This is a genomic window from Vibrio mytili, from assembly GCF_000830505.1.
GTDB lineage: Bacteria > Pseudomonadota > Gammaproteobacteria > Enterobacterales > Vibrionaceae > Vibrio > Vibrio mytili.
Map to the genome: position 1 here is coordinate 201,186 of NZ_JXOK01000010.1, position 24,042 is coordinate 225,227.

The following is a 24,042-nucleotide window of genomic DNA, read 5'->3' on the forward strand; positions in this document are numbered from 1 at the left end:
TTCAATAAATTCATGATTCTGTCATCATTCAATTCTTATTATAATAAGGAATGAAAAGAGAGAAGATGACAATGGATAAAAATCATAAGCCAGTCAGAATCAAACTGGCGCACATCAATGACACTCATTCCTACTTTGAACCAACATCACTGCAGCTAAAACTCGATATTCAAGGCGAGCACAATTTAGAACCTTACGTTAGTGCGGGTGGGTTTTCACGCATTGCCACACGAGTGGAACAGTTACGAGATGATGCGAAGCGTCAGGGGCAAGGGATGTTGTTTCTTCATGCAGGCGACTGTTTCCAAGGCACACTTTATTTTTCCCTATTTAAAGGCAAGGCGAATGCGGATTTGCTAAATGCGTTAAACATTGATGCGATGGCGTTGGGGAATCATGAACTTGATATGGGAAATGAGCCAGTTGCTTTGTTTTGTAAAAGAACAAACTTTCCTCTATTAGCGGGAAATTGGGACTTATCCAACGAGTTACAAGCAAAAACTCATCGCATCAGTACCTGCGATAATGTGCTGAGTTACAAACCTGAGACCAAAAGCGCACAATATGTTGTGAAAGAATTTGATGGCGAAAAAGTCGCTATCTTTGGTTTGTCGTTGGATAAAATGAGTGAGATCGCTAATCCAGACGCTGATACCCCGTTTATATCGGCAATTGAAACTGCGAAAGCGACGGTAGAACAAATTCATGATTCCGGTATTAGAAATATTATTCTACTCAGCCACCTCGGTTATGAGGGGGATTTAGAATTAGCAAAACAGATCAGCGGCATTGGTATCATCGTCGGTGGGCATAGTCACCGTTTGCAAGGGGACTTCTCATCAATTGGGTTAGGTGTGGATGATCCGTATGGCGTTAAGGTCAATGACACGTATGTCGTTCAAGCGGGATATCACGCTTTGACGATGGGGCACTGTGTCCTTGAGTTTGATCATAACGGAAAAGCGACCATGCTCAGTGGTCAAAACGAACTACTGTTAGGGCGTCGTATTTTTTGGGACTCTACACTTAACCAACAATTAGACCAAGGTGTGTTTGAAAAGGCGTGTGATTTCATCCATGGTCAACCGAATGTTGTCGTATGTAAAAAGCACCCTGAAACGCAGACTATTCTAAACAACAAGTACATTCCTCGTGTCCGCGCTTTACAGTCTCAAGTGATTGCAACGGTGGAAAGTAAAAAGCGTCACGTGCGTATACCGGATGAATTTGGCAGTAGTGAACTCGCATCTTCGGTCGCGCAATCGTTTTTGTATAGTTTGAACCAAAGGGGACATGGCGTACAGTTTGCGATCCATAATGCTGGCGGAGTGAGAACGTCCTTGAATGCTGGCAATATTACCGTTGCCGATATTGCCGGACGATTATTGCCATTTGCCGTACCCATTGGTTTTTATGACGTTCAAGGTAAAGTGATAAGAAAAACGCTAGAAGGTGCGATTAATAATGCGTTAAACAATGGAGTAGAAGGAACAGGCTCGGGAAGCTATCCATACACACATAATTTACACTTTGAATATAAAGTAGACGCCCCCAAAGGCAGAGAATCCGCCAATTAGAAATCTTTAACGGTCAGCGGTGGGTGAACGTTGAGAATGACGTTTGGTATCGTGGTACTTCTTCAGCGTACACGATGAAGGGCAAAGAAGGATATGAAGCATTGCTCGATATGAAGGGTGAGGGAAGTGTTACTAATTTATCGATGGCGGATTGCTTTATTGAGCTTCTAACCGATTACCCACAATGTTTAAATCAAACGAGAAAATTAAACTCACTGCAAAACGGTTAGGGATATAACCATCTGAAGCCATTTGTTAAATTTGTTGATTTATAATCTGGTGAGAGCTTCTATCGCGATATGGTTCGGATTTTGCTTTCTTTTACGGTACTACGCATCTAAGAGGGTAGTATTATGTGGAAGAAAGACTGGGCCGACGCAGCAGCTATCGCAGCTTGGGTTGGTGTTTGGTCTATGTTGGTCTATTTTGTGCCACTAGGCGGAATGTAAAAACTAATCAGATCGAGGGGCACATTCGTGCTCCTTATTTATTCCAATAATAGTAAGCTCACAACCAGTAGGTTTAGACTAATATAACTAATCGAACGTAGCAGGATTCAACTTCAATTTCCTCAAAGTTCAAAAAAACTAAGAGTTAAATATTTGTTATTGTTGAGCATCGAAATGCCAGCTTTTGAGTGGTTTATTCATTATTAAGCTAAGTTTTTGCGTAGATATGCGCAATAAGCTTAAGTTCTATCCATCCCGTTTGTAAACGCTTTGTTTTATTAGAAAATCTTATCCGAATGCAAAATAATTGTCATTTTTTATACTGGAAAAATGTAGATTAATATACAACCAACAAGACGTTATACAGCTTTTATTTTTATAGAGAGGCAATCATGGCACAAGCAATGCAAATGACTAATGTAGCTTTACCAACCTCTATGGATAAGAAAACCTACTCGGTTAACTTCAAAGGATTGATTGCACACTTACTGGACATACTTTTCGTCGACAATGCTGCTCCACGCAGTTATTACGCCGAAGACATGTCAGCGCATATTCAGAAAGACATTGGTATGTATCGTTAAGATATCCGAACTGCTAAGGGGTTTTTTAATCCTCTAACAGGTGTCTTGAGTATGTGGATAAACTGAAAAAGCCAGCATTCAAGCTGGCTTTGTTGTATCTGGCCCCATTGAATATACAAAAGCAGGGCTCCTATTCAAGGAACCCTGCTTTAAATAACAGGTAGCCCAGTTATTTTTTACGGCAGTACTCTGCAATTACGTACATTGATTGGCCGCCGTTGGCTTTACCCGAAACCAGTTTAGGGTCATCACCAAGGCTGATGCCACGAATAACCGTACCTTGTTTAATCACTAGGTTCGTTCCTTTTACTGGAAGATCTTTGATTACTGTTACGTCGTCACCTTTTTTCAGTTCGGTACCGTTGCAATCCAGAGTTTTGTCATCATCAGACATGCCCTTCATCGCCCAGTTCATTTGCTCTTCTTCCATGTACATCATGTCAAGTGCATCTTGAGCCCAGCTTTCAGTGTTCAGGCGAGTCAGCTGTCGCCATGCAGTTACTTGTACTGCTGGCACTTGACTCCACATGCTGTCGTTTAGGCAACGCCAGTGGTTAATGTCTTGTGGCTCTTCGATCTCACCTAGACACTTGTCACACACCATAATTGCAGTGTCTACAGTTACATTGCCATGAGGAGGAACAGCGTATGCCGTTAATGGAGATTCAGAAGCGCACAGTTCACATTTAGACTCGCAACGAGCAAGCAGAGTTGATTCGATAGACATAAGGACTCACTTTAGTAGTGTTATTTTGGGGCGATATTATCCACTTTATCCTGACAATTAAAAGGGGATTAGGCATTTAAGCGATATTTTACAATATACCAACCTGAATAAGTGAAACGTGAAAACAAAAGGCATAGTCAGAAACGTAGAGATAGCTAAGTAACGTCGAGATGGTCCGTAGGTGGTTAGTTTAAATTCCATAAAAAAGCCCAGCGAGTGAAGCTGGGCCTAGTTGAGGTTTTCGGACTAGTGGCTTATTTCAGCACGGTTGTGTCGGATACACCTGACAACGCGTTATCCACCAAAAAGTCCGCGTTTTCGGCTTGCATTTCGGCATGATGGCCAATATCCGAAAGCGTGCCGTTTGGTGAAGCAAAGGTAGTGTGCGATGCAACATCATTAAATTGCACGAAGCTACTGGCTGGAGGCACGGAAGTGGTGGTGCTATTTACCTTCGTTAGCCCAAGTTTTTCTGCCAAAGGCTCAGAGCCAGCGAATTTCGCACTATCTACCTTATTTGGTACCGTATCATCACCATCAACTTCGGTCATTAGGAATGGTGTTGATAAAGAACCCGAAGCGACGAGATCACTCGCGTTAGTGAACGGATCTACCGTATCCAATGTGGTTTGCGCCGCATAGATAAACTGGGAGAAACCGGAGCTTAATTCGGTGAGTTGCTCAGCCGTTGCTTTTTCTTCAAAATCTGAGTAGCAAGCTCCATCATCTAAATTTGTACACTGAACATCGGCATAACCAGCGTACTGAGCAGAGGCTGAATAAGCAATGTTATGCTTGATTTGTGGACCAAATTTTTCTGAACCTAGAAGCAAATTGCCGATCTGACCGCCCGAGTTTTGAATGGACGCTGCGCTAAATGTGTAGAGCGCATCAGCACTGACACTTCCCAATGTGTTGTTAGCCGCTGCAACCGCAGAGGTCGCGACGATGCCTCCAAGCGAGTGTCCCAATACTTTAACTTCGGAACCTGTCATCGGATTAAATGCTTGTAGTGGACTGTTCATCAACAACCCGCCTTGAGCAGAAACCACAAGACTGGCGCGAAGTCCCAATACATCCAGCACACTTTGACGCAAGTTATCACGAGCGACCGCTAAGTTAGACAGATTCAAATACGCAAGCACGTTTGCATTCGCAGAGCGTTGCTCATCGAGACTACGGGTTCCATGCAGCGGTAGATCAATCGCCAAAACCGCCACACCAGCTTTCACCATGTTAAACGCGAACGCGTAGGCGTTTTCTTTGGCGGAAGTTATGCCATGCTGATAAATCACAACATCTGTGGCGTTGCCAGACTGAGGAGTGAATAATAAAACCTCGACTTCTTCCAGAGATTTCACTTGCGGGACAGGTGAGTAGCGCGTGATGATGCGTTCACTGTCGAGTTGTTCTCCGTTTGATAGGTATAACTTCGCTCCTACTAGCTTTAATTGTTCCGTAGGGTCCGTTGCCAGTTTAGACACATCAACCGGGTTATCGGCGAATACACCCGTAGAAAGCTGCTGAACCATGTTTGCCTGTTCGTCAGGATCCGCAAGTGCAGCGCTGATTTTCGCTAAACTTGGCATCGCTGACACCATGGGTTGCATGTTCCAATTTGCGTCTTTTTCTAGGTAGTAAGGTAATTTTACTGTGCCTTGAGTGACATTGACGCTCGCGCCAGACGCATTATAAAGGCCTTTAATTGCTGTCTTAGCCGCGTCGCTATCACTGATATATTTGCTAAAGTCATCGTCAGAATCTAGCGCCGCAATAAAGTCTTGCGGTGGATCGAGCTTCATTGTGTAGGCAGTTGATAAATCGACTGAACCTTCATTTTCATCGTTTTTGTAAACGGTGTTAAGTGTGTTGGCACCCGTCGAAAAACCTGTCGCGGTGACACCTTTAACGGACGCCAAAGTATCGCCAACAGACTGAGTGCTAAACCATGAAGAATAAACAATATCGGCAGGGTTAACTTGAGCGAGACCAAAAATGCCTTCAACCGCTTTAGTGACTGCTTGAACAGACGCAAGGTCACCATTTTCGTAAGTAACCTCTTGCGACTTGCCTGTCGCGTAGCTTGCTGATGTGCCAATTGGCTCGCCATTCACGTCGGTGATATCTTGTGTTACGGCAAAAATGTACTCGCTCGATTCGTCAAGGGCGTCCATGAACTGAATATATAGAGAGTTCCCCATCGCTTGAACCATATAGTCTTGATTTTGAACAAGAACTTCTTCAATCGGGTTTGACTGTCTATCCCAATCAGTTAAGCGTTGGTTAATTTTGATGACTTTAATACCAGATGCGAGCAAACCAGTAGCAAAACCATCACCGTTGAAATTCAGAACGATTGGCATTGTCGTTGACCAACCATCCATTGTGTTCATTGAAGCTCTAGGGTTTGTTAAGGCACTGTCGCCGTTAGTCGGAAGCCCAAGTGTGCCGTCTGTGGAATCCATAAGTAAGTAAGACGGTGCAGGGACATCCGCATTCGCACCTTGAAGCGTAAAGCTGATAGAGGTTTCACGATCCAGAAGCGCTTGTACTTCATCTTCAAACTGTACTTTGTCAGAAGTGCCAGAGCTTGATGTATTGTCACCACAGCCAGCTAAAAGGATTGCAGAACAAAGTATTGATAATTTAAACGTATGTTTCATTGAATGACTCCGTAATCCTATTATTTGAAGGTGTAGTTCATCTGAACCGCACTGATGTACGCATTCGCTTCAGATTCAAACTTGATAACATCACCTGAAGCACTCTTTTCAGTGAAAGTACTAGATTTGCTGTTAACAAGTGCAAAACCTGCATCTACGGTCAAATTCTCATTCATCGCGTAAGTCAATCCCGCGCTATACCAGAAACGATCACTGTCTGGGATACTCAATGTTGTTTTACCTGCTTGTTCGTCGTACGCAAACCCTGCGCGTAATGTCCAGCTGGTATTTAAGGTATAGGTCGCACCAATCGAGTAGCGATTGTTGTCTTCGTATTTTTCTGGTTTGAAGAAACATTGACCCGCAGTGCCATTGTTACACTGAGGACTCGTCGCTTTGAGCTCTTTGAACGTGCTCCAATCCGTTTGTTGCCATCCATAATGCACGGCCCATTGGTCGTTCAACTGATGGAATGCCGATAGTTCAATAATGGAAGGGAGAGAGATTTTTAAGCTACCATCGACTTTTGCAGACGTTGCGATACCTGAGTCATAACTGCTAAATTCGCCATCGTCAAAATCAAGGTCAACTTCAGAACGGTAACCAAAACCAAAGCGGTTGTTTTCATTGAGTTCAAACAACGCGCCAACATTCCAACCCCAAGCAAATGTTTCCCCCTCCATGCCAACGAGATTATCGGATTTGTTACCGCCAAATATTCCCGCGAGTTTGCCTTTGTGACGGGTTAATTCAGCTTCTGCGTAGACTAGGTTGATGCCGCCACCAACGCTGAAAGAGTCGTTAATTCGATACGCTATATTTGGGTTGACGTTCACAGAAATCAGAGAAGTGTCACCCGCAGCGTCGCCAGCAGAGATGTCGTCTGGGTAATCTGTTGCGACGCCGTATGTTGTGAACATGCCAATACCCCAAGCCCATTTATCATTAATTGGGCTGATATAATAGCCAGCAGGGACAACCTGCAAGGGTGCAACGTCTTTTGCGTGTTCGTTATTGAGTGTGTCGTACACATCCACTTCAGGATCGACGATAGATAACGCACCAGAGAATTGCGCTTCTTTGAAAAGCGTCATTGCTGCTGGGTTGCGAGCCAGTACACTCGCATTATCTGCAACGGCGCCTTCACCTGAAAATGCTCGACCAAGACCAGATGCCGAATGTTCAGCCACTTGGAAGCCCGCTGAGTGGGCATTACACGCGAACAATATTGAAATTGTTAGCAGAGAGCAGTGCTTCTTGTTCATCCTTGACCCTCCTAGGGTGTCATTATTCAGACCGAAGTCCTTGTTATTTTCTTGTTTGGTTGGTTTAAATGTTATCTTGATTGCGTTTATGTAAATCAAATGTTAAACGTGCGTTTGATAGTTTGTCAAAGCTTCAGTAGCTTTTGTTGTTTAAATTTGATGCACAGGTCAAATCATACCCCCTAAGGTGTTGTGATTAAGAAGAAATAAACGGGCAGATGGTATGACCAGAATGTTTTTGTGCAATTTAGAGGGGAATAAAGACCTGATGCAAATAAATGCAGTTATTCGGTTTAGTTTTAATCGGTTGGCGGTTCAATTTAAACACATTGAGCCGTCAACGAGTTAATTTGGTCGTAATGGCAATCTATACTCCAGTATCTTAACGCTACTTGAGTATCATTAGCTGCATTTTGGGGTAGGGGTGTTATAGTTCGGTAGTCGCTTAATCGTTGCTTGTAGATCTCGAATACGCGTGCTGTGTGAAGGGTGAGTCGAGAAAAACTCAGGCGGTTGAGCCCCTCCTGAAGCGGCGCTCATATTTTTCCATAACTCGACACTTTGGTTGGGATCAAACCCTGCTTTTGCCATGTAATCCAACCCAACGATGTCCGCTTCGGACTCTTGCGTTCTGCCGTAAGGAAGCATGACACCATATTGAACTCCCACTCCCAGAGCGGCCATCGTCAGTTGTTGATATTGTTTGTATTCTGATGCACCAATCGCGACATTCGCTAAAGACAACCCTGCATTCGTCAGTTGGCTCTGAGAAAGACGTTCGTTACTATGGTCTGCCAAAACGTGTGCGACCTCATGACCAATAACCGTTGCCAACTGATGCTGGTTTTTCGCGACATCCAATAGGCCTGTATACACTCCGATTTTTCCTCCTGGCAAGGCAAATGCGTTGACTTGTTTACTGTCGAACACAACAACTTCCCAGTTATCAAACCCACCTTGCTTAGGTATGGACTTTGTTACGTGTTTAGCCACACACTGAACGTATGCATTCGTTTTTTTATTCTTACTGATGGGTATCTCTTTCTTCATTTGAGCAAAAGATTGCGCGCCCAGTGATGACATCTGTTGATCGGAAAACATCAACAACTGATTTCGACCTGTAGGGGATGCGCTACAAGCTATAAGTCCAGCAACACTGATAAGCGCTGAAGCTTTGATCCACACCTTCATAGTTAGCTCCATGTATATTTTTTTGTTGTACAACAGTAGTATATACCCAAATGTTCTCAAAATGCATCGCTCACTCCTTTGTCACTAGCGTCAGATGCATGAAGATCACCTAGCGGAATGACGGGCGTTGTTCCAATTTACTTGACAATAAAAAGCCATCGTTATGTCATTACGATAAAATAAAACACTAAAAGACGAGTAAACCATGAGTATTTGGAAAAAGCCGATCAGCCTCGATATTCTCAACGAGACATCAAAGAACACCATGATAGAACACCTTAATATTGAGTACACTGCTTTATCTGACGATTCCATTTCTGCCACAATGCCAGTATGCAGCTACACTCATCAGCCATTAGGGATGCTCCATGGGGGCGCGTCCGTTGTATTGGCTGAAACGCTTGGATCGATTGCGGCTAACTGTTGTGTGGATGAAAACAGCTACTGTGTGGGTTTAGATATCAATGCGAACCATATCCGAGCGATGCGCAGCGGATACGTAATTGGAACCGCAAAGCCACAGCATATCGGGGTTTCAACGCAAGTTTGGCAGATTAATATTACTGATGAGCGTGAACGACTTGTCTGTACAAGCCGTTTAACTATCGCGGTTAAACAAAAAAAATCACAATAGGTAAGTAGACATGGTGATTGAGTTTTCTGTGGGAAAAATCATCGCAACTCAGCATGAGGTGGTTGTGAAGCTAGCGGGAAGTTCGATGGCGACGCTTCAAGCCCAGTCAGAATCGATTCAACTGCTTGGCAGAGGAGCTAATGTTATCGTCGCTCACGGCTCAGAATGCAAATGGTCAATTAAACTGGACGATGAAGAACAACTGATTCTGCTTGCTAAAGAAGTAGGAGTGGACATTCAATAAACTTACTATCAGGATTTGCACTTCTGACTAAAAATGAGGAAACTTAGTGCACCGATAACAGAATAAGTTTTTCCTCTTTATGAGCAGCCCTCGTTTACGTGTTCAATTTGAAACACTGTTTGAAAAATTCTCTGGTAATGATACTGACGTTCAACTAGAGGACATTACAGACGCGCTTTTTTGCACGCGTCGTAATGCTCGTATCGTCCTCAATAAGCTAGAAGAAGAGGGCTGGATTGAGTGGCATCCTGCCGCAGGGCGCGGCAAACTCTCTAAGTTGGTGTTTAAACGTAACCGAAGTGATGTTAGTGAGAACCTCGCCAAACGTTATTTAGAAGAAGGTAAAATAGGGCAAGCTCTTGAGGCCCTCGACAACGATGCAGCCCGTTTAACGCAAGTCATTCAAGGGTACCTTGGCTTGCAGCACCGGCAAGGTGAACAGGTCATACGATTGCCTTATTACCGACCTTTGGCAATGCTTAACCCACAGAAACCGATGCGACGCTCTGAACTGCATATCGCGAGGCAAATCTTTAGTGGGCTCACGCGTTTAGATGAAAACGAACAACTTCAGCCGGATCTTGCTCATACTTGGGAAGCATTATCAGACAAACATTGGCGATTTTACCTTCGACGTGGGATTCGTTTTCATAATGGCGAACCGCTCACAACTGACAGTGTATTAGAAAGCTTGCGCTCGCTGTCCAACTGGAACTTGTTCTCGCACATTGAGAGTGTCTCTTCGCCACAAGCATGGATTATCGACATCAAGTTAGTTCGTCCAGATCGGTATTTGCCCTTAGCTTTGAGTGAGTCTCAAGCAAAAATACTGCTTCCCCAAGCTTTACGCTCGGAAGACTTTGATACCAAGCCAATCGGCTCTGGACCATTTCAAGTAAAAGTCAATGATGATAAGCGTCTTATTCTCACCGCTTTTGATGGCTATTTTGGGCTTCGTCCTTTGTTAGATCAGGTAGAGGTATGGGTGATTGATGAAGCGTACTCGTCTATCGTTTACCCAAGTTTATCGAAACCAGAAATGGGTAAACACTTATCTTCGGACGAAGTGGAATTGGATCCTGGCTGTACTTTTCTGTTATTGAACAAGAATACGGGTATAGCAAAAGATCCACGCTGGGCTAACTTCTTGAGTCAGGCGTTGAATAGTCACCAGATATACTCGCATATACCACAAGATAAAGTGATTGAGTTAGGCGTATTACAAGCGTTTGGTTTAAAGCCAGGCTGGATAGATCTTAGGCCATCGAGCGCCACATCTGCACCGCAGCAAGATAAAACAATTTCTGTAGCGTATCAAAAAAATCACCCTATGTTTCCTGTGATCGCCAAAATCATCAAAAACCTTCTTAAACTACATGGCATTGAAGTCACGTTTGTACGTTATGATAGCCAACCTCCGCTCCCAGAAGATGTCGATATTTGGTTAAAGGCTATGGGGATCGCCACCAATAGAAATGATGCTCTGGCCGGCTGGTTGCTTGATTATAGTGACATCGACAAATTTAGCTCGAGTTATGATTTTGCTGAATGGGTGGCATTAGTCGATAAGTGGCGTGCTGGGGTTTACGCCGATTTTCCAGCGAGAGAATTAGGGAAACAATTAGTCCGAAGCCGTCAAGTCATACCGATGTTTCACTGTTGGCTTGGGGTAAACAAGGACCATAGTGGTGCGTTACAAAATGCCAAATGTAATGCTTTGGGTTGGTTCGATTTTAATAACGTATGGGTAAAACCAGATGGCCAAACCGAATAAGAAACAACCAACCAAAACCGTCGATATTTTCTGTTCAAAATGCAAAACGCAGTTGTTCAAATATCGCAAAGGCGGAAAGGGTGCACTAGTCAAATGCTTCAAGGAGCGTATTGTTGAGGATTTCACCGAGCAGCCATGTCAGTGTCCTAGGTGTGGGCTAGAGTTTGCTCGAGACATGTTAGTAAGAGGGACGCCCGCATACAAAATGATTGGCGGCAAAGTCACAATGAAATAAGGATGAGTGATGAAAAAGCATGACTACTGCGTCGTACTGAGTACAACCAACACAGAAAAAAATCGCGATCAAATAATCAAAGGTTTGTTAGAAGCAAAATTGGCGGCTTGCATCCAAACGATCCCAATCGAAAGCCACTACGTTTGGCAAGAGGAGCTGTGTACCGATCATGAATGGTTACTGGTGATAAAAACGCGTCGGGATCTCTATGAATTGGTAGAAGAGAAGATCGATAACCTGCACGACTATGATGTTGCCCAGATTGTGCAGGTGCCTATCGTCGATGGTTTGAACCCATATTTAGAATGGATTCGTGAATCGACGTTGAGCAGACATTAATAGTAATGATATGACTGCGCCTGCTGTATCACAAAGCATGTCTTTTTGGGCGTCCCAAATATCGCCTTGTGACCCCAGAAAGGCAATGCCTTCATCGCCTCCAGCGATCTCTGCGTACCCCCATTCTATGATCTCATAGCCAGCCGCGAGTGACATGATGGCAAACAGAGCAAACCAACATGAGAAAGTCACACTCACCTTTTTGTATCGAATCAAATATTCCGCGATGGGATAAGCGTATAAACCAATCGCAAAGTGGGCGATTCTGTCAAAGTTGTTTCTCTCCGAGCCGATTAGATCGTTAAACCAACCAAATGGGACTTCTGCAAACGTATATTTAGCGCCAACGGTGTGCAGACAAAGCCAGATGAACATCAACAGATAAGCCGTGTTGCTAAACTGATGCCGGATAGAGACTCCCCATATCGCAATAAGTATCGCTATCGCAGGGATAATTTCAGCGAACCATACCGCGCGAGAGTTTGGTTCTAATGCAGAAAAAAGAAAAACAACGGCGTAGAAAATAGTCAATCCCAATAATGTCGAAGTACTTTTCATAGAGGTATTTGATCCTTCACTAAGACAGTTTTACGTCTGGCTTTTATCATTACATTGAATCGAACGGTGTGCAATTATAATTTTTTGACTTCACGGAACCAGGCATTTGCTTTTCAGAAAATGGCTGATGTCACGCGTGTATCTATAACTACAGGAGCACGAGTACACTAATTACCACTGTAATGTGAATGTTCTAGCATAGTGGTGTAAGCGACTTAAAAACTATAGTGGCGACTTAACCACATGGTCATAGGTAGGCTAACACATTAAATTCGTATGTTACTTCAGCACTATCGGCATATTTACGAATATGATACAACATCGTTAAACCATCCCATTTAATGTCAAGAGGGTGCATGGATTCGACATTCAATTTGAACCACTTTGAACAAAGCTCAATGGAAAACCCTTTACTGTGGTCAATTCTAGAGATTCTCAGAAAACAGCCATCCAGCTGGAAAGTGCATACCTTAGCCAGTGAGTTGAGTCATAAAGGTATATAAAACAATTCGATGCTCAACCAGACAAAGACTTATTTAAAAGAAACTTTCTAATCATGAACGCCTTGTATCAACTGCAAGAAACGCTGTACCCCGAGAGTTGGTTGCAAGTACAAGCGATGGATATACAGTTAATGTCTACTAGTAAGATGACTAATAAAGGTATCGATTTTGAAGATCCTTTACGGGCGTATTACTTAGACTGGAAAAATTACGATGCAAGCGCTGATGAGGTGCGTCGTTTGCTGAATGAGTTCTGGACGACGTATCAACGGTTCATTGGCAAGAATTCGACGCTTAGCCTTAATCGAGCGAAAGCACTGATGTTATTCGAACTTGATAAAGATGCAACGCGAACTCAAATTAGAAAACGGTGGAGAAAGCTCGCACTGCGATGGCATCCAGATAGGAAAAATGGCAATGCTGAACAATTCCGAACGCTGTGTGAAGCATGGAATCTACTACGCAATGAAGTGTATTAATGGCAACAGATGTTGTTGCCATTAATAAGGTTTGTGTTTTATGCCCACGTTCTCTCACTAACTGCACTCAAGCCAAAGAGCACGAATAGGGGGAAACTGCACAAACGTGTTGGTTTACGTTTAACTTGTTGATTTAAATTGAGACTTACGCATGCGGTTCAGTGCAGCCATCACATCTAAGGTTCTTGGTTTCGCGAGGTCCCCTTGCTTTGGCAATAAAGCATACCAGTCGTTTGAGAGCATTTCTTCGATCTCTTTTGCAGGGTTCGTACACCAGCCTGGTTGTTGGGCTAACTGGAACCAAAGCCAGCCAATGGTATTGACCTCATCCGCTGACTCTAACTGCTCTAATGCACTTAGGTCTGTAAACTCTTTACCAAACCTAAGGGATTGTTTTCCTTTCGCATTAACCCGAAACTTACCATCCATCAAAATTTTCATCAAAGCTTCGCGACTTAATGCGCGAGGAGGGAATGTTTGTAGTGCCTCTTCCGACTCGTTATGTCGTTGCGTTGGATGTTGGGCAATGACTTGCTGCGCTTTCTCTGTCACATCTACCGCTTGGTAGTCATGCATTTGTATCACGGTATCGGCGACGTCAAGGTAATCCCCGGATCCACCCATAACAATGATCGTTGATATGGCAAGATCATCACGTAACTGCCCGATACGATCGACTAGCGGTGTTATCGGTTCATCACCTTTTGACACCAATGCTTGCATTCTTTCATCACGAATCATGAAGTTAGTGGCGGACGTATCTTCATCAATTAGTAGCGATGTGGCGCCAGATTCGATCGATTCTTGTAACCATGCAGCTTGAGACGTAGACCCGGATGCATCTTGAGTAGAGAAATCCGCAGTATCTTTCCCCATTGGTAGGTGATTAATGTAGTTCACAAGATTTAAATGATGAACACAACGTCCGTCTTCAGCGCGGATTTTCATCGCCTTGTTGTCAGTGACAATATATTCACGTCCATCATCAGGGGTGTGATCATAAATCGAGCGCTCAATCGCGTTTAGCAAGGTTGACTTACCGTGGAACCCGCCACCTACAATTAACGTGATACCTTTAGGAATACCAAGACCAGTGACATAGCCTTTGTTTGGCGCATGTAATGTCACCTGTAATGACTCTGGCGCTTTAAATTTTACTGCATCTTTCATCGGCAAGTCACAGTTCCCCGCAATACGAGGAAGGGTGCTGCCATTGGCAACAAATGCGACTAAGTCATTCGCTTCCAGTTGTGCTCGCAAAGCATCTTGATCTTCTACCACTTGACAGTGTTTAAGCATCGCATCTTTGTCCAGCTCACGTTCTAATGTGGCTTTACGAATAAACTTTGGCAAATGAAAAGTAATAATATTATTCGCTTTCTTGCCCAATACTGAGCGGCCTTCTGCGGGCAGATCGACCCGAAAACGTAGCTCGATTCCTTCTTCTGTGAATAGAACGGCAGTGTTATCCAGTACGGTTTGACCATTGAGTGCAATGGAGACACTGTTTTCCTGCTTTGCAAATTGGTCAAAACTTCGGGCAATGAAGTCACGTGCTGCCCGCTGAAAGGCGGGAGATTCATCTTTCAGCCACTCTAATCCTGTCAAAGACCATGCACGTGTTGCACGAAAGCGAGATGCAGAAGCATAAGGGTCGCCTTGTACGTGATCGATAAACAGAGTGAAATCGGTGAAGTCGTATTGACCTTTTATTTGCTGATAAGCACGATAGTTCTGTTTTTCAATTTTTTTTAGCGTGGCGATTAACTGGTCCATGAAGATGCTGGCCTTTTTATTAGATGCGGGCGGCGATTATAGGAACCACCGCGAAGAGAGTAAAGCAATAGGTTACGAGGTGAAGGTGTATTGCCCATTTACTGAACGTCGTTGATAAAAGCTCTGTTCAAATTCATTGCTAGGCATTGGCTTTCCATACAAGAAGCCTTGACCGACATCACAGCCTTCCTGAATTAAAAATTGCTCTTGTTGTATCGATTCAACGCCTTCAATAATGACTTGTAAGTCGAGCTTTTTGGCAATATGAATGATCGAGCAGATAATCTCTCGATCATCCTCTGAGCTATCCATTTGATGCACGAAGCTTTTATCAATTTTTATGCTATCGAAAGGGTATTTCTTCAAATAGCTGAACGAGGCATAACCTGTTCCAAAATCGTCCAGTGACAGTGTCACGCCTAAGTTGTGGAGTTTTTCTAACGTTGCGCTCGCGATAATTTCATCAGCGATTAACGCGCTTTCTGTGACTTCTAGCTCCAGAAAATGTGCGGGAAGGTGAAAAGTGTCGAGTAGGTGTTCAACTTGTTCTGCGAAATTCACATTCTGCAATTGCACTGGTGAAACATTTACTGCGATTTTAAAATTATCCACTACCTCGGACCATTGTTTCGCTTTATCTATGGCGGTACGAAGAACAAACTGACCGACTTCGAAAATCAAACCATTCTGCTCAGCCATATGAATGAGAGCCTCGTTTGACACATCTCCGAGTACTGGGTGACGCCATCTTAGTAGCGCTTCTGCACCAATCCATTGGTGAGTATGAGGGTGAACCTTCGGCTGGAAATAGAGCATAAGATCATCATTTCTCACTGCTTGTAACAAGTAGCCTTCCAATTGATTGTGGTTGTTGAGTTCGGTGTCATGACTCTCACTGAAATAGCGATATGTCTCACCAGAATCCTTACACAACAGCATGGCATAACTGGCGTGTTGTAGTAATTGTTTGGGATTACTTGTCTTGTAAGCTTCAACGACACCAATATGGGCGTTTAAATGGACTTCAGTACCATTAACGTAAAAGCTTTCTAAGCTGATAAGCGCTAACTCTTCAAGCAGTTTTGGCAACTCTATTTCGATATCAGAGCCCCACATCAGGAAAACGAGATCATTAGAACTAGGGCGGCCAGTGATGAAGCGATCTGATTCTATCTGTTTGAGACGTAAGCGAAAATCTTTAAGAATTTCATCAAACTCTTTATACCCATAACGAGTTTGAATGCTTCGAGCATTGGTAAAACCAACATTAATAACGAGTAATGATTGCTCATTGTTATCAAAGGACTCTAATGTCTGTTCAATCACCATTTCTAGGGCGCTACGATTTAAAAAACCCGTTCCGGAGTCGTGATTTTTTTGATAATCAACCTGTCGCTCGGCCTCTTCACGAAGGTCCTTTTCTTTTACTAGTGAATAACTCAGTTGGGCAAGGTCACTTGTTCTGTCCTCAACTCGCGACTTAAGTTCATCGTTGAGTCGCATTAACTTGTGCTGCTGTAAAACCACAGAGAGCTGCGCCTCTATTGAATCTTTTAACGTAAACAGCAATTGACGATAGGTTTCATCAAAGTGATGGGTTTTTGAGTCCAGGACGCAGATGGTTCCGAATGCTTCACCGTTGGGCCAAGATAAGGGGAGGCCACAGTAAGACACCATACCAAGTTTGATGTCGGGATTATCACACCAAGCTTTATCCAATAGCGCATTTTCTACGGTTAATGCTTTATTGTTGTTAATGACGTATTCACAATATAAGCCATTACCCAATCGTTCTGCATCGCCAACCTGATAGGGGTTGTGCATCGTTGTACTGCGATTGTGAACTTCAATATGATTGGGATGTACGCGCATGATTAAAGCGGCAGGAACATCTCCCACTTCTGCAAGTAAGTTGACGATATCTTGCCAACTTTTTTGCATCGAATCCGGAATTTCATAATCCAACGTGTGATAATGTCCCATTTAAGCCATCCCTTTTTTGTCATATTTCTTTGTTATTTTTTGTCTTAATGAACGCAACAATTGTTTATACGTTGTTTGGCGCATCCTTGGTTTAAATTCGGACATGACGGTTAAAGCTCGCCATCTTAAAATGGTTTAATTCTCATTCAATTATAGGTTCAGACGAAAAATCAGAATAAAAAAAGGCCCTGAAAAAAATTCAGAGCCTTGCAAAGACTTGGTTAATTCTTAAATATAAGACATAAATAAGTTATGGTTTAAGCGCCGTTAAAGTCTCAAACGAGATATCTTCCGCGTAATCAACATTGTCAAAGTTGAAACCATTGAGTTTCATAAACTCCTCTTTAAAGCCTTGATAATCACCTATGTCTTTAAAGTTATCAGCGTTCATTTGTGCAAGAAGTACTGTTACTTGCTGTTGCACCTTTGGATCGAGTTCTAGGTCATCAATACGAATCAATCTCTCACCATCAACCGGTACCTTATCTTGGCCATACAGTTTGGTGGTGAATAGGCGTTGCATCTGCTCAATACAACGTTCATGTGTCCCTTGTTCCTTCATAACACGATACAGTGCGAGTAGGTAAGGGCTTAACGCGGGAATGAATACGCTTGCTTTGGTCACAAGTGCTTTACAGACGGTGACGTAAGCGCCACCATCAAAGTTCGCAAGCTTGAGGTTCAATGCATGACTGGTTTGGTGTAAATCAACCTTAGCTCGACCGAGCGTGCCATCGAGATAAATAGGGTGTGTGGCTTCTGGACCTACGTATGAAAAGGCAATGGTTTTACAGCCTTCGGCAAGGGATTCTGAATTAATTAGCGTATCTATCCAGCTTTCCCAATCTTCTCCTCCCATCACTTTGATGGTGGCTTCAGCTTCTTCTTCTGTTGCTGGTTCCAATGTGGTTTCGACCCATTGGTCGTTTTCCAACAAAATCGAAGCACCCGTAACGGGCTCTCCGATAGGTTTTATTACACTTCGCCATAGATCATCACTGTTCGGTTTAGGACGAACGCCAGTTGCTAAACTGTAAATGACCAGATCAACTTCACCTTCAAAGTAAGTTTCAATCGCTTCGATAACTTGTTCGCGTATGGTCTCGGAGAATGCATCACCAACGATATTGATAGCGGTATGACCTGACTTTTCGGCCTGTTGCTTGAAGAAGACGTTATTGTACCAGCCAGCGCTACCCACCCCTTTGTCTGACGGCCCACGCTCAAATGAAACACCAATTGTACTGGCGTTTGCACCGCCGAAAGTGAGAGCGATTCTTGCTGCTAAGCCAAAACCAGAAGAGGCGCCTATGATCAAAACCCTTTTTGGGCCTTGCTGGATCTGTGGCGCTTGTTTTACATAATCAATTTGCTCTTTTATAGATGCCTCACACCCATATGGATGTGCAGAACGAGCAACAACACCTTGAATTATTGGCTCTATTCGCATTGTTGTGTCTACCCCCGATGTATGGAATTAGGAATACCATAACGTAAACTAAGGGAAAACTTATTGAGCTAGACCATTAAAGTTACAAATGCTTAATCAATTCTTGGGCGACAAACTCAGCAATCCAAGGTTGAGCTTCAGGCTTAGGGTGAAGACCGTCATCCATCATCCACTCAGGTTTGGTAACGACATGTTCTAGAAAAAAAGGAAGCAATGTAACTTGTTGATGTTCTGCGAGTTTGGGGTAAATATCATAAAACATGTCACTATAACGTTTACCATAATTTGGCGGCACTCGAATTTGCATCATGAATACCTTAGCACCAGAATTTTTGATCATAGTAATCATTTTGGACAAATTCGCCGTAATAAGTTTAGGAGGAAAGCCGCGTAATCCATCATTGGCGCCGAGTTCAAGAATAACGAAGTCTGGTGTATGTTGATCAAGAAGTTGGGGCAGACGAGCAAGACCGTTTCCTGTTGTGTCTCCAGATATACTGCCATTAATAACTGTTACATCTTGGTCATGTTCTAACAAGGCGTTAGAGAGTAAGCTAGGCCAACTCTTCTCGATCGGCATTTGATAGCCTGCACTTAGGCTATCGCCTAACACAAGAAGCTTTTCATTGGCATGTGCCAAAGTGGAAAGGCTGAAAAAGAGAAATAAGGAAAGTAAACGAATCATGGACACACCTGTACTAAAAGCACCTATTGTTCAAGCAAGCTTTGTTTCTAAACAAGTTTCTACTAATCAAGAACAATTAACAATCCTTAAAGATGTAAATGTTGATATCAGGAAAGGTGAAAAAATCGCAATTATCGGCACTTCAGGTGCAGGTAAGTCGACGCTGATGACACTACTTTCTGGCTTGGATACACCAACATCGGGCGAAATCACATTGCTTGGACATGAGCTTTCTAAGTTAGACGATGAGCAGCGAGCGAAAATTCGAGCAGATTCATTAGGGTTTGTGTTCCAAAGCTTCCTACTCATTCCCAGTTTAAGTGCGTTGCGAAATGTTACTTTACCGTGTCTTTTACGTGGTGAAGCGGAAGATGAACTCAGAGCGAGAGAACTGTTAAAAGCGGTGGGATTAGAAAAGCGCATCGATCATTTACCAAGTCAGCTCTCTGGTGGCGAACAACAACGCGTTGCGCTTGCGCGTGCGTTTATGACTCAACCTGAACTACTCTTTGCAGACGAACCGACCGGAAACCTAGATCATCATACTGCTGACAAAGTCATTGAACTGCTGTTTGAGCTTAATGAAAAGCATGGCACCACACTCGTGCTTGTGACACACGATGGACACCTTGCAAGACGCTGCGATCGCGTCTATCGAATGGAGGCGGGCGAAATGAAGGAGGAGTCATAATGTCTGAACTATCTTCAAGTGAAGCCAGCGCAATGGAGCAGGGCAGTATTAAGCAACATTCGCCAAACAAAAGTTTGGTACGTTGGAGCTTAGGAGAAATCAAGCAAGGAAACCTTTGGCCGATTAGTGTTGCGTTAGTCTTGGTTATCGCGAGCATATTTGCGCTCTCTGCCTTAGCATCACGTATGGAGCAAGTCATCGTCAAGCAGGGCAAAGATGCATTGACTGCCGATGCGGTGTTTGTATCGGCAAACCCAATACCTGACACCTTAATGGCTGCTACCAGCAAGCTAGAACGTTCTACAATGACGCGTTTTGCAACGATGGCATTTAGTGAATCAGGAATGCAGTTGATCACAGTAAGAGCGGTAGATGACCATTATCCACTGTTGGGCGAATTAGTGTTGGAGGACAACCCTAGCGGGCACGTGAAGAGCAATCAACTTTGGTTAGATGAACGCATTATGGCTCAGTTAGGCGTCAAAAAGGGTGACAGCGTCACGATTGGCGACGCGAATTTCACGGTTTCCGGCTCTGTGCTTACGGAGCCTGGTTTAAGTTTCAACCCTTTTCGACAAATGCCTTCCGCCTATATTCATCAAAGCGACGTGGAAAAAACGGGGGCGATTCAAGTAGCAGTCGGGTTCAATATCGGTTGTTTTTGAAAGCAGATAATACCACGCTGACGCAGCTACAGGATGATACCGAACTTTCTCCAAGTGATCGCTGGAGGACGCAAGATACTGAGAGCCGAAGTAACGAAATATTTGAAAGAACAACACAGTACTTGTCACTTACCGTTGCCATCGTCATTATCATGGCGGCAACGACTTTGGTGCTCACTTGCCAAAACTATGTCAACAGTCGAACGCAAACGATAGCGATGTTGAAAAGTTTAGGTGCCAGCCGTCGTTGGATAGAGAGGTGGCTATTTATTCAAGTCGCTATCCTATTCGCTACTGCAAGTGTCGCGGGTGTGCTTTTAGGAAGTGGACTCGAGTATCTATTACGCATACCGTTGGACGGTTTACTGCCTAATCCCCTCCCAAGTTACGGCGTAACTCCATTGCTGATATCAATTGCTTCTGCGGTTCTTATCACCGTGCCTGCACTTGGTATTCCTTTACTCGGTTTAATAAAAACACCTGCACTTGAAGTTATGCAACAGGGAACCACACAACGGTCCTGGAAGCGCATGTGGCTCATCTTAGTACCAGTGATTCCGTTACTCGCACTTTACGCAAACAATATGTTGGTATGGATTGTCCTTGTGGGTATCGCGATATTGTTTGTCTTTCTTGCGTTAATAAGCGTTATGCTGACCAAGTTGTTCGCTCGTATTTCAACGCGCCCTGCAATGAAGTTAGCGCTTAGTAGAATTAACCGAACACCAGTGACCAGTGGGCTACAGTTTGGTGCGTTGTCGTTATCCCTAATGTTACTCTCGATAATTTGGCTAGTAAGGAGCGATATACTCGCTGATTGGGACAGAACATTACCTGCTGACGCACCCAACGTGTTTGCTTTAAATATTGGTGACTATGAATTAAAAGATTATCTGGACGTGCTTGATGCCAATCAAGTGACTAGGTCGAAAGCCTTTCCGATTATTCGCGGTCGTCTTACTGAAATTAACGGTCAAAGCGTTAAAGACATTGAGTACGACGGAGAAGGCTCCGATGCGATACGCCGAGAGCTTAACCTAACCTGGGGCGATGCTCTACCAGAATATAATGATATTCTATCTGGTGAATGGACGAATAAGGGCAGTGTTTCTGTCGAATCAGATGTTGCGAATGATTTAGGCATTGAACTTGGAGACCAGTTAAGGTTTGTCATCAACAGTCAAAATTTCGATGCGACAGTGGATTCCATTCGTCATGTTGAATGGCGTGATATGAAGCCTAACTTTTACTTTATATTTTCTTCCGATGTAATGGCGAGCTTACCGGGTTCGTATTTAATCAGTTATCGCATCGAAGACGATAAACAAACTCTATTGACTTCTATGTCACGTTCTTTCCCAACGGTATCTGTACTCGATATACGAACAATGGGAGAGAAAATTCAGGTTTTGATTCAAAACATTGTCTCTGCAATTACCATACTTGCATTACTCGGTGTTGTTGCTGGGTTGCTGCTGATATTTACCTTGCTACGTTTAAGCTTGTCGCAACGTCAGCAGGAAATACGTTTATATCGAACGCTCGGTTCGAGTAAAAAGCGGATCAATACAACGCTATGGTTTGAGTATGGCATTATGGCAATCATCGCGAGCGTTGTTGCTGCCTTTGCTGCTGAAGTTTGTGTTGCTGCTGTGATGCAGTTTGGCTTTGAGCTTACTCCTCAAATACATCCAGAACTGTGGGTAGCATTACCGTTAGCCACCTTTGTGACACTTGCTTTGGTCGTCATGAGTTTAATTAGAAGATTGTTAACACCAGTAAGGACTTAACCCATGTCGTTGCATGGGTAGAACATGCCGATGACACTTTTATTTTAGTTATCCACAAAAACGGTGGATAACTTTTTGGATAAGTAAAAGTGGTACAAAGTGGGGTATTTGTGCAGGCTTTACACCATGGGTCTTACAGCTAAATTATTATTCACATTGCGATAAAAAAGGCGTTAGCGAACAAGGTCGTCAAGTATTTTTTTCGCTATTTTACTTCTTAGATATAAATCTTAAGCGATCGTAATCCCATGTGTTTTTTGTGATTTTAATCTGGCTTAAACACGAGTAGAATCAACCGTTAGTAAAGAATTTTCCTTATTAAACTGTCAGTGAAGCAATGAATTCAGAGTTTCCAAATTACAAAGATAAACACATCGCAGTGATTGGCGGTGGTGTGTCAGGCGCAACGGCGGCAATTCATTTTGCCGAACTTGGATTTAAGGTCTCTGTGATTGAAAAAGGGGTATCCTTAGTAAATGGTCCTCCTATTTGCCATTTACATGCGGGGGGGAACTTATACCGTGAGATCTCTGAACAACAGTGTCTAGACTTGCTTGCGCAGTCTATAGATACAATACGCTTGTATCCACGCTCACTGAATATCCGTCCGACTGTCATCGCGGTTCCGCATTCAGACGGTGGGGATCCCGAAGTCTTAATTCCTCGTTTAGAGGTTATCAAACATGCTTATAACGAATTAGTTAACCAAGACGAACGTAACAAGGTATTGGGAGAACCGGAGCAATACTACAAGCTCTACTCAAAAGAGGAGTTAGTCGCGCTTAAAAAATGCACACAGCCAGATAACCCACTATCGATTGACGATTGGTGTATTCCCTTTGCTCAACATACTGATTTAGAACAGCTTAAATACCTGTTGTTGCCGTGCAGGAATACGGCTGGAGTGTATTTCGGCTTGCTGCTATCGCTAACTTAACATTGGATCAATTACCCAACGCCAACGTGCTGACTCAGGCAAACCTGAAACATGCGGAGCACCTAGATAATCAATGGCAACTGACTTACGAACATAACGGTGTCGATAATCAGTTAACTTGCGACTATTTGGTGAACGCTTGTGGGTTTGAAACTGGAACAGTGGACAATGCAGTTGGCGTAAACCGACAGAGGTTGGTTGAATTCAAAGCGGCTTACGTAACAAAATGGCATGAATGCAATCAACAATGGCCTGAGGTTATTTTCCATGGCCCTCGTGGTACAGATAAAGGAATGGCACAACTAACACCATACAGTGACGGTTACTTCCAATTGCATGGAATGACAAAGGCGATTACGTTATTTGAAGATGGGCTAGTGGGAAGCACAAGTGAATCAGCTCAGCCAATCTTGCCGCAGGGTTTAATGTCTAAGATCACCAAAGGTTGGCGTCAAGATGCGCTGATAGAACGAACTGAAAAGGCCATTTCTCACATGGCACAATTCATCCCCGACTATCACTCTGCAATCAAAGGCGGTAAAGCGTTATTTGGCGCTCAGCAAATTCCCGGAGCAGACCCGGTATTGCGAGCTGCTGACGTGAGTTTTGAAGAAAATCACTATGCTCGAATTGAAGTCGTAAAGGCCTCTTCTACGTTACTTGCGGCTCAAAAAGTGCTGCAACATTGGTTTGGGATTTCACCTAATCGAGATGTCGAAATGGAACATCCTACAGCCGTGCATTGGAGCGAACAAGAGGTTGAAGAGTACGCCATTCGCCTAACTCAGCAGCGCGATTATCCCAAAGCGTTAGCTGAAAGGTATGGAATGTAAGCGATGGTTT

At 43.6% G+C, this 24,042-nt stretch carries 16 protein-coding genes and 4 pseudogenes; 11 read left to right on the plus strand and 9 right to left on the minus strand.

What is annotated here, in order from left to right; all coding sequences use genetic code 11:
• Nucleotides 1-65 precede the first annotated feature (65 nt).
• Nucleotides 66-1,807: pseudogene (locus SU60_RS05315) on the plus strand (bifunctional metallophosphatase/5'-nucleotidase).
• Nucleotides 1,808-2,418: 611 nt separating this feature from the next.
• Nucleotides 2,419-2,610 carry a hypothetical protein gene (locus SU60_RS05325; RefSeq protein ID WP_041154650.1) on the plus strand — a complete coding sequence of 64 codons (192 nt, stop codon included), beginning with the start codon at nucleotides 2,419-2,421 and terminating at the stop codon, nucleotides 2,608-2,610.
• Between the two features lie 169 nt (nucleotides 2,611-2,779).
• Here the strand turns inward: SU60_RS05325 and SU60_RS05330 are convergent, their stop codons facing one another.
• From SU60_RS05330 to SU60_RS05345, 4 genes are all read right to left on the minus strand, one after another.
• Nucleotides 2,780-3,337, minus strand: a complete 558-nt coding sequence (locus tag SU60_RS05330; protein ID WP_041154651.1) for a PhnA domain-containing protein — start codon at nucleotides 3,335-3,337, stop codon at nucleotides 2,780-2,782.
• A gap of 254 nt (nucleotides 3,338-3,591) precedes the next feature.
• A complete protein-coding gene (locus SU60_RS05335) occupies nucleotides 3,592-6,000 on the minus strand; it encodes a VolA/Pla-1 family phospholipase (RefSeq protein WP_041154652.1) in 2,409 nt (802 codons plus the stop codon).
• Nucleotides 6,001-6,020: 20 nt separating this feature from the next.
• On the minus strand, nucleotides 6,021-7,265 hold the full coding sequence (locus SU60_RS05340; protein WP_041154653.1) for an outer membrane protein transport protein: 1,245 nt from the start codon (nucleotides 7,263-7,265) through the stop codon (nucleotides 6,021-6,023).
• Nucleotides 7,266-7,667: 402 nt separating this feature from the next.
• Nucleotides 7,668-8,456, minus strand: coding sequence for a M48 family metallopeptidase (locus tag SU60_RS05345; protein ID WP_128814616.1), 789 nt, complete (start codon nucleotides 8,454-8,456; stop codon nucleotides 7,668-7,670).
• A gap of 205 nt (nucleotides 8,457-8,661) precedes the next feature.
• On the opposite strand from SU60_RS05345, the gene SU60_RS05350 reads away from it, so the two are divergent.
• The 5 genes from SU60_RS05350 (at nucleotide 8,662) to cutA (ending at nucleotide 11,682) form a co-directional block, all read left to right on the plus strand.
• Nucleotides 8,662-9,090, plus strand: a complete 429-nt coding sequence (locus tag SU60_RS05350) for a hotdog fold thioesterase (RefSeq protein WP_041154655.1) — start codon at nucleotides 8,662-8,664, stop codon at nucleotides 9,088-9,090.
• 10 nt (nucleotides 9,091-9,100) lie between these two features.
• On the plus strand, nucleotides 9,101-9,334 hold the full coding sequence (locus SU60_RS05355) for a DUF3389 domain-containing protein (protein WP_041154656.1): 234 nt from the start codon (nucleotides 9,101-9,103) through the stop codon (nucleotides 9,332-9,334).
• A 79-nt stretch (nucleotides 9,335-9,413) separates the two neighbouring features.
• Nucleotides 9,414-11,108, plus strand: coding sequence for an SgrR family transcriptional regulator (locus tag SU60_RS05360; RefSeq protein WP_041154657.1), 1,695 nt, complete (start codon nucleotides 9,414-9,416; stop codon nucleotides 11,106-11,108).
• Nucleotides 11,092-11,343 carry a hypothetical protein gene (locus SU60_RS05365; protein WP_041154658.1) on the plus strand — a complete coding sequence of 84 codons (252 nt, stop codon included), beginning with the start codon at nucleotides 11,092-11,094 and terminating at the stop codon, nucleotides 11,341-11,343. Before SU60_RS05360 ends, SU60_RS05365 begins: the two co-directional genes overlap by 17 nt.
• A 9-nt stretch (nucleotides 11,344-11,352) precedes the next feature.
• Nucleotides 11,353-11,682, plus strand: a complete 330-nt coding sequence (cutA, locus tag SU60_RS05370) for a divalent-cation tolerance protein CutA (protein WP_041154659.1) — start codon at nucleotides 11,353-11,355, stop codon at nucleotides 11,680-11,682.
• Here cutA and SU60_RS05375 read toward each other — a convergent pair.
• A complete protein-coding gene (locus SU60_RS05375; RefSeq protein ID WP_041154660.1) occupies nucleotides 11,644-12,240 on the minus strand; it encodes a DUF2238 domain-containing protein in 597 nt (198 codons plus the stop codon). The two genes, cutA and SU60_RS05375, sit on opposite strands and share 39 nt — an antisense overlap.
• 356 nt (nucleotides 12,241-12,596) lie before the next feature.
• Between SU60_RS05375 and SU60_RS05380 the strand changes: the two are divergent.
• Nucleotides 12,597-13,222 (plus strand): annotated as a pseudogene (locus SU60_RS05380) (DNA-J related domain-containing protein).
• 120 nt (nucleotides 13,223-13,342) lie between these two features.
• Here SU60_RS05380 and SU60_RS05385 read toward each other — a convergent pair.
• From SU60_RS05385 to SU60_RS05400, 4 genes are all read right to left on the minus strand, one after another.
• Nucleotides 13,343-14,998, minus strand: coding sequence for an ABC-ATPase domain-containing protein (locus SU60_RS05385; protein WP_041154661.1), 1,656 nt, complete (start codon nucleotides 14,996-14,998; stop codon nucleotides 13,343-13,345).
• 72 nt (nucleotides 14,999-15,070) lie between these two features.
• Nucleotides 15,071-16,981: a bifunctional diguanylate cyclase/phosphodiesterase gene (locus tag SU60_RS05390; protein WP_041154662.1), complete on the minus strand. Its 1,911-nt coding sequence runs from the start codon at nucleotides 16,979-16,981 to the stop codon at nucleotides 15,071-15,073.
• Nucleotides 16,982-17,231: 250 nt separating this feature from the next.
• Nucleotides 17,232-18,431, minus strand: a complete 1,200-nt coding sequence (fabV, locus tag SU60_RS05395) for an enoyl-ACP reductase FabV (RefSeq protein WP_041154663.1) — start codon at nucleotides 18,429-18,431, stop codon at nucleotides 17,232-17,234.
• Between the two features lie 82 nt (nucleotides 18,432-18,513).
• A complete protein-coding gene (locus SU60_RS05400; protein WP_041154664.1) occupies nucleotides 18,514-19,116 on the minus strand; it encodes an arylesterase in 603 nt (200 codons plus the stop codon).
• Between SU60_RS05400 and SU60_RS05405 the strand changes: the two genes are divergently transcribed.
• The 3 genes and pseudogenes from SU60_RS05405 (at nucleotide 19,115) to SU60_RS05415 (ending at nucleotide 24,032) form a co-directional block, all read left to right on the plus strand.
• Complete coding sequence (locus tag SU60_RS05405; protein WP_041154665.1) at nucleotides 19,115-19,807, plus strand: ABC transporter ATP-binding protein; 693 nt, start codon at nucleotides 19,115-19,117, stop codon at nucleotides 19,805-19,807. The genes SU60_RS05400 and SU60_RS05405 overlap by 2 nt on opposite strands.
• A pseudogene (locus SU60_RS05410) lies at nucleotides 19,807-22,262 on the plus strand (ABC transporter permease). The gene SU60_RS05405 and the pseudogene SU60_RS05410 overlap by 1 nt, the downstream one beginning before the upstream one ends.
• A gap of 337 nt (nucleotides 22,263-22,599) precedes the next feature.
• A pseudogene (locus tag SU60_RS05415) lies at nucleotides 22,600-24,032 on the plus strand (FAD-dependent oxidoreductase).
• Nucleotides 24,033-24,042 lie beyond the last annotated feature (10 nt).

What these genes read in the sequence shown, in the direction of transcription:
- cutA (WP_041154659.1), top strand. Translation starts at nt 11,353, where the DNA reads ATGAAAAAGCATGACTACTGCGTCGTACTGAGTACAACCAACACAGAA.
- SU60_RS05335 (WP_041154652.1), bottom strand. Translation starts at nt 6,000, where the DNA reads ATGAAACATACGTTTAAATTATCAATACTTTGTTCTGCAATCCTTTTA.
- SU60_RS05360 (WP_041154657.1), top strand. Translation starts at nt 9,414, where the DNA reads ATGAGCAGCCCTCGTTTACGTGTTCAATTTGAAACACTGTTTGAAAAA.
- SU60_RS05390 (WP_041154662.1), bottom strand. Translation starts at nt 16,981, where the DNA reads ATGGGACATTATCACACGTTGGATTATGAAATTCCGGATTCGATGCAA.
- SU60_RS05330 (WP_041154651.1), bottom strand. Translation starts at nt 3,337, where the DNA reads ATGTCTATCGAATCAACTCTGCTTGCTCGTTGCGAGTCTAAATGTGAA.
- SU60_RS05345 (WP_128814616.1), bottom strand. Translation starts at nt 8,456, where the DNA reads ATGAAGGTGTGGATCAAAGCTTCAGCGCTTATCAGTGTTGCTGGACTT.
- SU60_RS05375 (WP_041154660.1), bottom strand. Translation starts at nt 12,240, where the DNA reads ATGAAAAGTACTTCGACATTATTGGGATTGACTATTTTCTACGCCGTT.
- SU60_RS05405 (WP_041154665.1), top strand. Translation starts at nt 19,115, where the DNA reads ATGGACACACCTGTACTAAAAGCACCTATTGTTCAAGCAAGCTTTGTT.
- SU60_RS05385 (WP_041154661.1), bottom strand. Translation starts at nt 14,998, where the DNA reads ATGGACCAGTTAATCGCCACGCTAAAAAAAATTGAAAAACAGAACTAT.
- SU60_RS05355 (WP_041154656.1), top strand. Translation starts at nt 9,101, where the DNA reads ATGGTGATTGAGTTTTCTGTGGGAAAAATCATCGCAACTCAGCATGAG.
- SU60_RS05400 (WP_041154664.1), bottom strand. Translation starts at nt 19,116, where the DNA reads ATGATTCGTTTACTTTCCTTATTTCTCTTTTTCAGCCTTTCCACTTTG.
- SU60_RS05340 (WP_041154653.1), bottom strand. Translation starts at nt 7,265, where the DNA reads ATGAACAAGAAGCACTGCTCTCTGCTAACAATTTCAATATTGTTCGCG.
- fabV (WP_041154663.1), bottom strand. Translation starts at nt 18,431, where the DNA reads ATGCGAATAGAGCCAATAATTCAAGGTGTTGTTGCTCGTTCTGCACAT.
- SU60_RS05350 (WP_041154655.1), top strand. Translation starts at nt 8,662, where the DNA reads ATGAGTATTTGGAAAAAGCCGATCAGCCTCGATATTCTCAACGAGACA.
- SU60_RS05365 (WP_041154658.1), top strand. Translation starts at nt 11,092, where the DNA reads ATGGCCAAACCGAATAAGAAACAACCAACCAAAACCGTCGATATTTTC.
- SU60_RS05325 (WP_041154650.1), top strand. Translation starts at nt 2,419, where the DNA reads ATGGCACAAGCAATGCAAATGACTAATGTAGCTTTACCAACCTCTATG.